This is a genomic window from Liquorilactobacillus aquaticus DSM 21051 (genome assembly GCF_001436755.1).
Classification (GTDB): domain Bacteria; phylum Bacillota; class Bacilli; order Lactobacillales; family Lactobacillaceae; genus Liquorilactobacillus; species Liquorilactobacillus aquaticus.
This window is the reverse complement of the sequence record NZ_AYZD01000011.1, coordinates 42,732-55,464: the sequence shown is the minus strand read 5'-3', so window position 1 is coordinate 55,464 and position 12,733 is coordinate 42,732. Positions and strand designations below refer to the sequence as shown.

Genomic DNA, 12,733 nt, shown 5'->3' with positions numbered 1-12,733 from the left:
CCAAAAAAGATTTAGGAGTTGTGCAAGAAATTGAGAAAAACTGACAGTTAGTTCTCAATTCTTGTTTTTTTTGTATTATATGTTCCAATTATAATTGATGTATCGCTTGATAAGGTAAAGGGGGAAGCAGCAATGGAAAATTTTAGCAAAAGCGGACGGCTGATGGTTGCCGAAGACATATCAGCAATCGGCGATCTATCAATGACCGCCGCACTCCCTTTACTGCAGGCGCAGGGGATACCTACGGCTTTACTACCAACAAGTATTTTATCAACACAAAGCGAGGGTTTTGGTAAACCAGTAAGTTTATCTGTTTCTCAATGGTTGCCACGTGTTTTGCAGCATTGGGAACAACAACAGATTGAGATTGGTGGAGCCTTAATTGGTTACATTGCAGATTTTCAAGTTGGAAAAGAAATGGTTTCTTTTTTATCACGGAATAAATTTTCCTTTGTTTATATTGACCCGGTTTTTGCTGATGAAGGCAAGATTTATCCTACTTTATCCGTTGCACAGTTAGCTATTACACGGCAATTGATTAAACAGGCAGATGTTATCACACCGAATTATACAGAGGCCTTATTTTTAGCGGGAATAAAGGATGAAGCAAGTTCAAAGAAGGCGGAAATTCCTACTGAATTTGAATTATTGAAGAGATTAGAAGACCTGATGCCTAAGCGAGGAAGAGCCATTATTACAGGAGTTGAAGATGCAGACAAGATAGGATGCATTTGGCTGGACGAAGATGAGCGAATAATGAAGCGCATGTTTCCGCGATTAAAAGGACATTTTTATGGAAGCGGAGATATTTTTGCAGCTCTCTTGGCAGGCTTTTTATGGAATGGGCAGCCTTTATCAGACGCTGTTGGTGAAGCTGTTTTCTTAACGTACCAAGCACTAAAAGATACAGCTGATAGTAAGCGCGAAAGACGCTATGGAATTGATATAAGTAGAGTTATACATGAATTAGTTCAAAAAAAGTACTAAAATGGTCTGGCATATTTGGAAACAAGTGTTATAATTCAGATTAACAAATCATGAGAAGATTAGAAAATTTGCTCTGTATTTCAATTTAAATATGAAAATTTTCATATTACGGAGGTGCACATGCGAGTATGCAACCAAAAAATAATTTACAATCTCCACTGAAGCGGCTGACCTTAGTAGCAGTCTTAATTGCTGTAAATATTGTCGTTGCGAGGATTTTTTTAATTCCAGTTCCAATGACTCATGGGTACATTAATCTGTGTGATGCAGGGATTTTTATTGCTGCATTGTTGTTTGGAAAAAAGGAGGGTGCGTTGGTTGGAGGACTGAGTGGTTTTTTGTTAGATCTAATTGCCGGTTACCCGCAATATATGCTTTTTTCTTTGATTATACATGGGTTGGAAGGTTATCTGATCGGACTGCTGCTCGGTAAAACAGATAAAGTAAAATTCAAATTTTTATTGGCCTCATTTGTAGGAGTTATTGTTATGGTTGGAGGCTACTTTGCAGCTGACTCCTTTCTCTATACGATACAGACTGGTTTGATAGGTGTTCCAACCAACTTATTTCAAGGAATTGTTGGTGCGTTGGTTGCATTCCCTGTTTATTACCGTCTCAGCAGTGGGGTTACAAGTAGTGGTAAATAAGGTAAATAGAGTAAATCAATATAATTAAAAGGACAAAAGAAAACAAATAACAGCATTCCTCGTGCAAGGGGAGTGCTGTTTTAGTCTATTTTGGTACTTGGGGTTAGAGAGCTTGGTAATTCAAATCTAAGCTAATTGAGAAGAAGTCGGCAGTTTTGAAAGGTATTGATACAGTGTAAGAAAATGCAAACAAAAAATTGCTGAGAGCGTGATTTATGGAACAAGTTATATAGAATCAGGAAGGGATTAGATCAAAATTTAAATTTCGATCTAATCCCTTCCAATTTAGTATTCAAAAGATTAAGCAAAGCAGTGTGAAATATAAAGCTTTAAACTTAAAATATTTAATTTCTATCCCACATATTTTACATTCTAAAAACATAAAAACCTATTATAGCAAGAATTACCTGCCAAAGGCACAAAACAGCTTTCAGCTTTGAATAGCGTGCAGAACTTGAAGATGCATAGAAAAAATGGAAAAGCAACTTTTCGTTAAAAAGAGCTGTTCCAAAGTTCCACACTAAAAATAAAATGCGTACTATCAATGCTTCTTGACTTAGAAAAGCATTGATAATAGCAATAATGGTAAAGAACACGGTAACCGAGTAACGGTTCAAAACAACCAAGAACTTAGGTGGTGTTGGCATGACACTCAGATCCTTTTTTTTATCTTATAAGCTAGGATCATAATAACATATATTAAAAATCAAAAACAATTTTTAATTATTACGCGAAAAGGTTCTCGGGAATGAATAAGTTTCCTAAGGTTACAGCCATAATCGACTTGATTGCGTGCATTCGGTTTCCAGCTTCTTGAAAGACAAGTGCTTGATCACTTTGAAAAACAGAATCTGTTATTTCAAGAGCATCAAGTTCATGCTCATTTAACAACTTTGCACCGATTGTTGTTTTGGTATCATGGAATGCTGGGAGACAGTGGAGAACGATTGTTTCCTTTTTTTCAGTTTTGAGCAAGAGCTCATCGTTGATTTGATAGGGGAGCAGTTGTTTGATGCGCTTGTCATAATCAACGTCCTCACCCATTGAGACCCACACATCAGTATAGAGTGCATCAGCATTTTTAACAGCAGCCCCAGCATCATCAGTGATCAGCAATTCAGCTCCACTTTTAGCTGCTTCTTTTTTTGCAATTTCAAGGACTGAAGCTGCAGGTTGAAGTCCTTTAGGGGCTCCAATATGAACATTAACACCCAGGATAGCCCCTGTAACTAGCAGACTGTTAGCAACATTGTTGCGACCGTCTCCAACATAAGTCAGTGTTAACCCCTTTAAGCTACCGAATTGTTCCTTTAATGTCATAAAGTCGGCAATCATCTGTGTAGGATGCCAATCATCTGTTAGACCGTTCCAAACGGGAACGCCGCTATATTCAGCCAGATCTGAAACAGTTTTTTGTTTAAAACCGCGAAACTCGATTCCATCGAACATACTTCCTAGAACTTTAGCAGTGTCGGCTACGGATTCCTTATTACCAAATTGAATATCATTTTTGCCAAGAAATTCAGGATGTGCTCCCAAATCATTTGCGGCGACTGTGAAAGCAGACCGTGTTCGTGTCGAGGCTTTTTCAAACAACAACGCAATGTTTTTTCCATCAAGATAGTGATGTGCAATATGTTGCTTTTTTAAGTCTTTGAGATGGATAGCAAAATCGATCAAATAATTGAGTTCTGCTGCCGAAAAATCAGTTTCTTTTAGAAAAGATTTACCATAAAAATGATTCATTGAGGACCCTCCATTAAAGAAAATGTGCCAAAATACTATTTTTGCCACATTCCCTCTCAACTTGTATTTTAGTTTTGACTCTAACGTGTTCCAAATTTTTTTAAAATTCTGTCCCGCATTCTCTTGCAGTTAGTACAATTTAAAGAACAATATTTTAGCATGAATTAATAATGAATAGTTTTGAATATATCTGCAGATCTTAAGTTCTGGAAAAGTATATTCAACTTTTAACAGCCGTCTTTACTGACCTACAACTGCACTTGATAATGTGTCTTTGATAACATGGACTGCATGCAGTAACTCTGATCCAGTAATGATCAGTGGAGGTAGTAAGCGTAGCGTGTTATCCCGTGAAGAAAGGGTTAGGATTCCCTGTTCATGCAAACTAGTGATTACTTTGCCGACTTCAATATCGGATTTTAAGTGGATGCCGACCATTAATCCCTTACCAGAAATACCTTTTACTAATTCCAGTGGCTGAATCTCTTTTTCTAAATAGTGCCAGAAGAAGAGCGCCTTCTGCTGAACAGCTTCAAGAAAATCGTCGTTTAAAATATCCAGCACGGCTGAAGCTGAAGCCATTGCAAGCGGATTGCCGCCAAAAGTGGTTCCATGGCTTCCAGGCCCAAAAGCAGCAGCAAGTTCTGTTTTACCAATCATGGCTCCAACAGGAATTCCGTTTGCTAGACCTTTGGCTGCCGTTACAATATCTGGATCGAGATCGTAATTCTGATAAGCAAACAATTTTCCGGTCCGTCCCATTCCGGTCTGAACTTCATCAATGATTAAAAGAGTTTTTTCTTGCTTACATTTGGCTGCCACGGCCTTAAGCCAATCTGGATCACCATTGACTACACCGCCTTCACCCTGGATTACCTCTAAAATTACCGCTGCAAGATCAGATGTTATTTGCGTAAGTGCCTCTTGGTCATTGTAATTTGCAAATTTAATATCGGGAACGAGCGGGCCGAAGCCTTCTTTGAGTTTGTCGTTGCCGGTCATAGAGAGGGAACCATAGCTACGGCCATGGAATGAATGATCAAATGCTAGGATTGAACTTTTACCACTTGCTTTACGTGCTAGTTTCATAGCTGCTTCGTTAGCTTCAGTTCCAGAATTACAGAAGTAAACATCCTTGTCTTCATTTTTCACCAAAAGTGACGCTGTCTTTTCTTGAAGCGAACTATCATATAAATTGGATGTATGCCAAACCTTATCCAATTGTTTTTTAACGGCTTTTTTTATAGGCGCTGTGTTGTACCCAAGGTTGCAAACACCAATTCCACTAGTAAGGTCAAGATATTTCTTACCACTATCGTCTATTAAAGTGACACCGTTACCTTTTACTATTTCAAATGGAAACCTTTTATATGTCGGAAAAATATGTTTCATCTTCATTCTCTCCTTCCTAAATGATAAGAGTACCAGTTGTTGTTAATTTATTTGTGATCGAAACATGCTCGACCCCTGTTTGAAAAGCTTGGAAAGCCGCAGTTATTTTAGGCTGCATACCGTTTGTAATAATTTTTTGGTTGCGCAGATCGTGTGCTGTTTCAAGAGAGAGCTGGGAGACGATTTTACCATTATTTAGAACACCGGGAACATCAGTCATGAGATAAAGCGCAGTTGCATTCAATAAACTTGCGATGTCAGCTGCAGCTGTATCAGCATTGACATTAAGCCATTGCTTTGAAGGTGTTAAAGTAAGGGGAGCGATAACTCCAATATGTGTAGTTAGCAGTTTTTCGAGTAGTTTTTTATTCACTGTTTTTATTTCGCCAACATAACCATAAGTTTTTTTATCCAAGAAATCACCGACTAAAAGATTATCATCGGATGCGTTTAAACCGATAGCAGGCAGTGAATGTTCACTCAGCTTTTGCAGCAGCAGCGGTTGAGTTTTTCCTAGTAAAACCATACGTGTTAGATCAAGTGTTTTTTCGTCAGAAACACGAATACCATTGAGTTTTCGAACTGGCAACTTCAATTGAACCGACAGACTCGAAATAGTGGAACCGCCTCCGTGAACCAAGAGGATCCTTTTTCCTTCTTCAAGCCACAGATGCAATTGTTGATAAAAGTCAGCTGTTAACTGTTCGATTGTGTTCCCGCCAATTTTGATGACAATAAAATCTTTCATTCTGTGATCCTTTCTCTCTTAATAAGCAAGGTGGTTTAAAAAATATTTGGTTTATTAGCTATGATAAGCAGCATTGATTTTGACATAGCCATAAGTTAAGTCGCATCCCCATGCCTGACCCTTTGATTCTCCATCATGCAAATCAACGTCGATCGTGACTTTAGAACCTTTTAAGTCATCGCTTGCAGCCGTTTTGTCAAATTTGACAGCTAAACTATGATCAACAACCAAAGTATCGTTAAGCTTGATCGTTATATTTTGAGGATCAAAAGCTGCGTCGGTAGCACCGATAGTGCTCATTACACGTCCCCAATTAGGATCATCTCCAAAAAGTGCTGCTTTAACGAGGCTTGAGCCCACTATGGCTTTTGCAATTTTTTTGCCATCTTGAGTAGATGCGGCATTATCAACATTAACTTCGACTAATTTAGTTGCACCTTCACCATCTGCAGCGATGCTTTGAGCTAGAAAGGCTAAAACGTGATGTAAAGCGGACTTGAAAGTAGCTAATGCAGGAGAAGAAGATACAAGTTCCTCGTTTTTTGCCAAACCATTTGCTAGAACAACTACCATGTCATTAGTTGAAGTGTCTCCATCAACAGTAATCTGATTAAATGTTTCATCAGCCAGTTCACTGACAAGTTTTTGCAATACAGCAGGACTGACAGCCGCATCGGTCGTGATGAACGCGAGCATTGTAGCCATATTTGGATGGATCATACCTGATCCTTTAGCAAAGCCTGTTAGTGTACATAATTGATCTCCAAGCTTAAAGGAAACACTGATTTTCTTAGAGCGAGTATCAGTTGTCATAACTGCTTTAGTCACTGTATCTGTTTTTTTACCTTGCAGTTTACTGATTCCAGCAGTTATTTTTTCCATTGGGAGATAGGCGCCGATCAAACCGGTTGAGGCAACGCCGACAAGTGAGGGTGAAATGTTTAATTTTTTAGCCACAAGTGTCTGTTCAAGAGCAACATCTTTTTCACCTTGTTTACCTGTACATGAGTTGGCGAATACGCTATTCATAACAACTGCCTGCAGTTTGTGAGATTGAACAATCGTTTTTTTGGTCAAAGCAGTTGGTGCCGCACAAACTTTATTTGTAGTATAAACACCGGCTGCGACCGCAGGTGTCTCTGAGTAAAGCCAACCGAGATCTGGACGTTTCTCCCGCATTCCGGTATTAACACCATCACTGTAAAAGCCCTCGGGCCAAGTAAATTCTATTTCATGATAATTTTTTTCTGTATTCATATTTTTGCTGCTCCTTTATTTAAGGGAAAACTGGTAATGAAGGCAAGCCGGCTTCTTCAGAGAAACCAAATAAATGATTAAAGTTTTGAATAGCCTGCCCTGCAGCTCCCTTCATTAAATTGTCGATCACTGAAACAATTATGATTGTATTGGTAGCTGGATTATAATCAAAACCGATATCACAGTAATTTGAACCAACGACTTCCTTGATGCTTGGAAGTCCGTCTGCTAAAACGCGAACAAACTTTTTGTCTTGATACTGTTTTTGAAATGATCGTCGCAATTTCTCCAAGGTTACACCAGTTTCTGCTTTAACATAAATTGTTGCCATAATACCGCGAGTTATGGGAATCAAAGTTGTTGCAAATTGGATTGCTGGAATAGCCGTATTCCACTTATGCAATTGCTGCATAATTTCAGGAATATGTTGATGTTTGTTTAACTTGTACAGCCATGCGTTTTCATTTATGAAAGTGTAATGGCTGCTTGCACTAGGTTTTTTCCCTGCACCGGAAACACCAGACTTGGCATCAACGATAATTGTGTCAGGAACGATCAACTTATCGATTACCAGTGGTGCTAGCGCGAGAAGTGTAGCTGTTGCATAGCATCCAGGGTTGGCAACATAATGTGATGTCAGTTGATTAAACTCGGCTAATCCATAACATGCTCCTTGCAGCTGTTCGTCAGGTGCTGCAGGTTTGTTATACCACTTGGAATACGTTGTTGAGTCTTTAAAACGAAAATCACCAGAAAGATCGATAACGGGGAAGTTGTTTTCAATGAAAGGTCGGGCTAGTTTATTCGTGACTCCTGATGGTGTGGCAAAAAACAAAGCATCATCGTTGCCCATGATTGAAGCCGCATCAAACTCCTTTAGCTGTAAATGCTCATTCAAGTACGCAGGGATAGCTGTATCAAGAAATTCAGCTTTTTCAGCCGCTTTATGGTGACCGTACAGATCAATATGTGTAATGTTGGGGTGTTGTTTTAATAAGGAATATAGAACCGCACCGCTATACCCAGTAGCACCCAATAGCCCAACTTTCATTTTGTCTCCTTCTTCCATCCATATAAATTGAATAACAATTCATTTTGTTGTTTACAACTATATTATATTATGCGGCTTGATTCAATAGTTTTTTTATAAAATTTCAAAAAAAGTCCTTTAAAATGAATATTTATATGAATATAAGGCGTATTATGTATATTTTATCAATGCATAAAAGAAAAAATAGCTGTTTGAATAAAAAAGTATAAAAGAGGCTGATAATGTATAAAAAAGACTAGAATTATAAAAACTGTTTAACGGTTTATCAGCTAAGCTCTAAACTGTTAGATGCAGCAATAATTCTAGTCTTTTATCACATTATACAGAAGAAGGTAAAACTTTATTCTGTTCTCTCAATAACATCTGCAATGTTGTCTTTTGAAAAATCATGATCCATGAATTCAGTGTTATCGACAGGTAGATGCTGTTCCAGGGTATCAAAAAGTTGAATATCAAGTTTTCCAGAAGCGAGTTTGAAGTCGAGTACGTGTCCACCTATTGAATGGTCATTTGCAAGAAAATGATTATGAAAACCACCAACAGCGGCACCATGAAATAATGTTGGTGAATAGTAGCTGAGAAGTGTTCCTTCAACATCATGTTTTTCAAAAATACTTTGCTTTTTAGCTGTTTCTTCAAGTGTGTCAAACGGCGGGGCAGATTTGACGACAGCACGTGTCTTCATATAAGAGAAGTTTCCTTTGACTCGGACGGAGAAAAAAGTATTAGAGTTTGTTTTTCCACTTAAGGCAGCTGTAGCAAATTTTTCAGGATCAGCATCTTTGAGATCAGTTAAAAATTTAAAGTCGGCTAAGTGAATATTAGCGAAGGGCATTGTGAAATCATTTTTTAAAACATGTACTTTCCCAAAACTGTCGGCCTGATAGGGGATCCCATCAAGAATTATCAATTCACCGTTTAAACCTTCGCCAGTGCCAATTCCTGTATCACCATGCTGCAAAAGTTCTTTCATTGTAAGTGTGCCTGCTAGTAGGCCGGGGACTAGCAAAGCTAGTGTCCCATGCTGATAAAGAACGTTCGTTTGTCCCATTTTAATTCCTCCTGTTATGTAACAAAAATATGGTTTATTTTTTTAAATTATGTTGTCCTCAACATTTTAAATAATAACACATAAATCCGGTTAATCGTCATCAGGTGTTTTTATCAAAAAAACAAAACAAAAATTAAAGATCAGATGTTAAATTTAGATAGTATGAACAGTAGTTAGAAATAAAAAGACGGAAAACGGCTACTTAGCTTGATTTTAACCAATTCTTTAGATACGATGAAACTGTCTTTTGTTACAATTAAGAATATGAAGTGCTGCGATAGTAGAAAATAATGTGCACGGTGCTTTGAAATTTTTAGAATGATGCAAAGCATTGAGAGAAAGAAATACAAATTTAAGGAGCTAATAAATTATGAAAATTCTAGTTGTTGACGATGATAAAGATATTGTTGAATTATTGAGCATCTACATTAAAAATGAAGGTTACGAAGTCGAAAAAGCATATGATGGGAAAGAAGCGATAACGAAGCTTAATACTAATCCCGATGTTTCCCTTATGATACTTGACATTATGATGCCTCACATGGATGGGATTGATGTTATCAAAGAGGTTAGGAAAGATTCACAAATTCCTGTGTTAATGTTATCAGCTAAAACAGGTGATCTGGATAAAATCCAAGGACTTATTCAGGGTGCTGACGATTATGTAACTAAGCCGTTTAATCCGCTGGAAGTGATGGCTCGTGTTAAGTCACTTCTAAGGAGATCACAGCATGCGGTAACTAATGATGTCCCAGATATTCTTGAAGTTGGGCCGCTGATCATCAAGAAAGACTCACATGAAGTTGAGACTGTTGATGGAAAATCAATACAGTTAACAGCTCTGGAATTTGGTATTTTACATCTGCTTGCCAGCCATCCTAACCGTGTTTTCTCTGCTGATGATATTTTTGAGCGTGTTTGGCAGCAAGAGTCTGTTGTTTCAGCGAAGACAGTTATGGTTCATGTCAGTCATCTGCGTGATAAGATTGAGGACGCAACTAATGGTGAAAAGGTAATTCAAACGGTCTGGGGTGTTGGGTATAAGATTGAAGCACACTAGTCCAGAATGGAGATGATTTTCGAGTGAAACTCACCGCGCGTGAAAAAAGTGAACTGTTCGGTGAAGGTATTGTGACAGTTATTTTGCTGCTGTTACTGAATCTATCGATTTATGTTCTGCTTGATCAAATGATTAAATCAAATCCAGCATTGGCAGATGGTATTTTTCAAATAAAAATGTCTCTTTCTTTTGGGCCAGGACCGTATCATATTCGTTTTTGGAGCTGGGGCGGTCTGTTTGTCAGCATCATGCTGGTCGCGGATGTGTTTATAGTATATTGGCGCCTAATTAGACGTTATCGGCAAATGCAACTGCATCATGTCATTTCCGAACTTCATTATATTGCTGAGGGACACTTTGATCATCGCATTCCTTTTCAACTCCAAGGCGATATGCAGAGAGTTGTTCAAAGTATTAATGCTTTGGTTGACAGTACCATTAAATCGATGGAAGAAGAACGTCAAATTGAACGTTCAAAAGATGAACTTATTACGAATGTTAGTCATGATATTCGGACGCCCTTGACTTCGATCATAGGCTATTTGGGACTGATTGAGGATAAGCAATATCATTCAACGGAAGATGTTTTTAAGTACACACATACGGCTTTCCTGAAGGCTAAGCAGATGAAGGTCCTAGTGGAAGATCTTTTTGAGTATACCAAGGTACGTCAGACTGCAACACCATTGAATTTGACTCAAATTGATGTTGGACAGATGATTCAACAGTTAGCTGCCAGCTTTGAACTTGAAGCAAGCAAAAAGGGAATGAAAATTACTACTGAGGTTGCTTCAGAAAAGGTTATGATGGAGGCTGATGCTGAGAAATTAGCTCGTGTATTTAATAACCTGCTTTCAAATGCGCTAAAATATGGAAATGGTGGTAAACACATCTTTTTGAAAGCTTCATATGCTAATCAGAAAGAAATAATTGTTGAGGTGGCAAATGATGGTCCGATGATCCCGCAAGAGTCGCTCCATCAGTTGTTCGATCGTTTTTACAGAGTTGAGGGTTCTCGTTCAAAGGAAACCGGTGGGAGTGGTTTAGGACTGGCAATTGCGCAAAGTATTATTGACTTGCACAATGGATATATCTATGCCCTTTCAGATAAAAAACTGACGAGTTTTGTTATGCATCTTCCGGTAAAACAGATTTACAAGATAGAAAAGAAACAAAATAATTAAAAATTAAGATTAGTCGTTGTCAGACTAATTTTTTTTGGTTATTCTAGAGTAGACTTAATAAACGAGGGGACAGACAAGAATGTTGATTTTTAAAAGAACAAAAAAGTTGCTGCTGGGGCTAGTGATAGCTGCGACTGCTTTTGCTGCAGCCGCGGGCGGAATTTTCACGAATGAGAATGTTAAAGCAGATACCACAACAACGGACAAAACGCTTCAATTAGATGTAAAGGCAGCGATAGCAGTTGATGCCAAAACAGGACAGATCATTTATAGTAAAAATGCTGATCAGATCTTACCGGTTGCATCGATGACTAAGCTTCTTTCAATCTACCTAGTATTGCAGGCTATTAAGGAAGGTAAGCTGTCATGGGATCAGAAAGTACCTGTAGACAGCGCTTCTTATCAAGTAAGCCAAAATACTAGCTTGTCTAATGTTCCGTTAAAAAAAGATACTAAATATACTGTTCGCCAATTATACCAGGCAAGCCTGATCTATTCAGCAAATGGTGCTGTGATGACATTAGCTAATGCGGTTTTCGGTTCACAAACAGCTTTCGTAAACAAGATGCGCCAGCTGCTAAAGAGTTGGAACATTAATGATGCAGAACTTTACACAACATCAGGACTTGGAAATGATGAGATCGGAACTGGTAAATATCCGAATGCGCCTGCGAAAGCTCAAAACAAGTTATCTGCCAAAGACATGGCATTGATTTCACAGAAACTGTTGCAGGATTATCCTGAGGTGTTGAAAACAACAAGTATTGCACGAATGAAATTCAATAATGGAACCAGTGAGACCGAAATGGAGAACTGGAATTGGATGCTAAAAGGTTTGGCTAAATCTTATTCAGAGCTTCCGGTAGATGGCCTGAAAACAGGGACTTCTGATAGTGCAGGTGCTAATTTTACTGGGACTGTCCATAAAGATGGACACCGAATTATTACTGTTGTTTTAGGTGCTAAACATGCAAATGATGAAGATACTTCACGTTTTGAACAAACGCAAAAATTGATGTCCTATGTCTACAATAACTTTACTTATACAACCGTTAAAGCTCAAACGAAGTTTAAAGGTGCATCAAGTTTGCCGGTTTATCACGGGAAAAAGTTAACAACTCAGATTGCAACAAAGCAGGGCTCTGATATCTGGTTAAAGAATGGTACTTCTGTTAGTGATTTAAAAGCTAGCTTGAGTGGTAATAAGAAGTTATATAAAAAAGATGGGCTGGAAGCCCCATTGGCTAAGAACAAGACTGTTGGTACTTTGACTCTAAATTCTAAGGATCAACAATTGGAATATTTAAATGGAAGCAGCAAGCTAGAGCTTCCAGCAACTAATACCCAGAAAATTCAAAAGGCAAATATCTTTGTTATTATGGGAAGAGCGATAAAAAACTTTTTCACTAACCTTTTTTAGATTTTTCAGAGGGTCTAGATTCACAAAATGAACTGTGTTTATTTGGAATTTTACTCGTTTAAAATATTAAATTCTTTCGAAGTGGAGAAATCCGCTTCTTTTTTTTGCAAAAAATATATATATTGCCCTAGATTCGATGATAATGCAGTTTCTAGCTGAATAAACTGAATTTTAGGCTGATTTATCTTTG

General features: G+C 38.0%; 12 protein-coding genes. 5 read left to right on the top strand and 7 right to left on the bottom strand.

Going from position 1 to position 12,733, the window contains the following annotated elements:
- The first annotated feature begins 132 nt into the window (after positions 1-132).
- Positions 133-987: a bifunctional hydroxymethylpyrimidine kinase/phosphomethylpyrimidine kinase gene (locus FC19_RS02085; protein ID WP_057875343.1), complete on the top strand. Its 855-nt coding sequence runs from the start codon at positions 133-135 to the stop codon at positions 985-987.
- A gap of 128 nt (positions 988-1,115) precedes the next feature.
- A complete protein-coding gene (locus FC19_RS02080) occupies positions 1,116-1,634 on the top strand; it encodes an ECF transporter S component (RefSeq protein WP_057875342.1) in 519 nt (172 codons plus the stop codon).
- A 365-nt stretch (positions 1,635-1,999) separates the two neighbouring features.
- Here the strand turns inward: FC19_RS02080 and FC19_RS02075 are convergent, their stop codons facing one another.
- The 7 genes from FC19_RS02075 to budA form a co-directional block, all read right to left on the bottom strand.
- A complete protein-coding gene (locus FC19_RS02075; protein WP_057875341.1) occupies positions 2,000-2,281 on the bottom strand; it encodes a hypothetical protein in 282 nt (93 codons plus the stop codon).
- Positions 2,282-2,360: 79 nt separating this feature from the next.
- Positions 2,361-3,380: an ornithine carbamoyltransferase gene (argF, locus tag FC19_RS02070; protein ID WP_057875340.1), complete on the bottom strand. Its 1,020-nt coding sequence runs from the start codon at positions 3,378-3,380 to the stop codon at positions 2,361-2,363.
- A gap of 240 nt (positions 3,381-3,620) precedes the next feature.
- Complete coding sequence (locus FC19_RS02065; protein WP_057875339.1) at positions 3,621-4,772, bottom strand: acetylornithine transaminase; 1,152 nt, start codon at positions 4,770-4,772, stop codon at positions 3,621-3,623.
- Positions 4,773-4,788: 16 nt separating this feature from the next.
- Positions 4,789-5,520 (bottom strand): acetylglutamate kinase, encoded by a 732-nt coding sequence (gene argB / locus FC19_RS02060; protein ID WP_057875338.1) that lies wholly within the window; start codon positions 5,518-5,520, stop codon positions 4,789-4,791.
- A gap of 54 nt (positions 5,521-5,574) precedes the next feature.
- Entirely contained in the window at positions 5,575-6,777 is a 1,203-nt protein-coding gene (gene argJ, locus FC19_RS02055) for a bifunctional glutamate N-acetyltransferase/amino-acid acetyltransferase ArgJ (protein WP_057875337.1), read from the bottom strand.
- Positions 6,778-6,796: 19 nt separating this feature from the next.
- The gene (gene argC, locus FC19_RS02050) at positions 6,797-7,828 is read right to left on the bottom strand and encodes an N-acetyl-gamma-glutamyl-phosphate reductase (protein ID WP_057875336.1); all 1,032 of its coding nucleotides are present in this window, start codon (positions 7,826-7,828) and stop codon (positions 6,797-6,799) included.
- Between the two features lie 340 nt (positions 7,829-8,168).
- Positions 8,169-8,879: an acetolactate decarboxylase gene (budA, locus tag FC19_RS02045; protein WP_057875335.1), complete on the bottom strand. Its 711-nt coding sequence runs from the start codon at positions 8,877-8,879 to the stop codon at positions 8,169-8,171.
- Positions 8,880-9,249: 370 nt separating this feature from the next.
- Here budA and croR point away from each other — a divergent pair, with 370 nt between their 5' ends.
- The 3 genes from croR to FC19_RS02030 all read left to right on the top strand — a co-directional run bounded on the left by croR (position 9,250) and on the right by FC19_RS02030 (position 12,543).
- Positions 9,250-9,939 (top strand): response regulator transcription factor CroR, encoded by a 690-nt coding sequence (gene croR, locus FC19_RS02040; protein ID WP_057875334.1) that lies wholly within the window; start codon positions 9,250-9,252, stop codon positions 9,937-9,939.
- Positions 9,940-9,962: 23 nt separating this feature from the next.
- Positions 9,963-11,123, top strand: coding sequence for a sensor histidine kinase (locus tag FC19_RS02035; protein ID WP_057875333.1), 1,161 nt, complete (start codon positions 9,963-9,965; stop codon positions 11,121-11,123).
- Between the two features lie 79 nt (positions 11,124-11,202).
- Positions 11,203-12,543, top strand: coding sequence for a D-alanyl-D-alanine carboxypeptidase family protein (locus FC19_RS02030; protein WP_057875332.1), 1,341 nt, complete (start codon positions 11,203-11,205; stop codon positions 12,541-12,543).
- Positions 12,544-12,733: the final 190 nt, after the last annotated feature.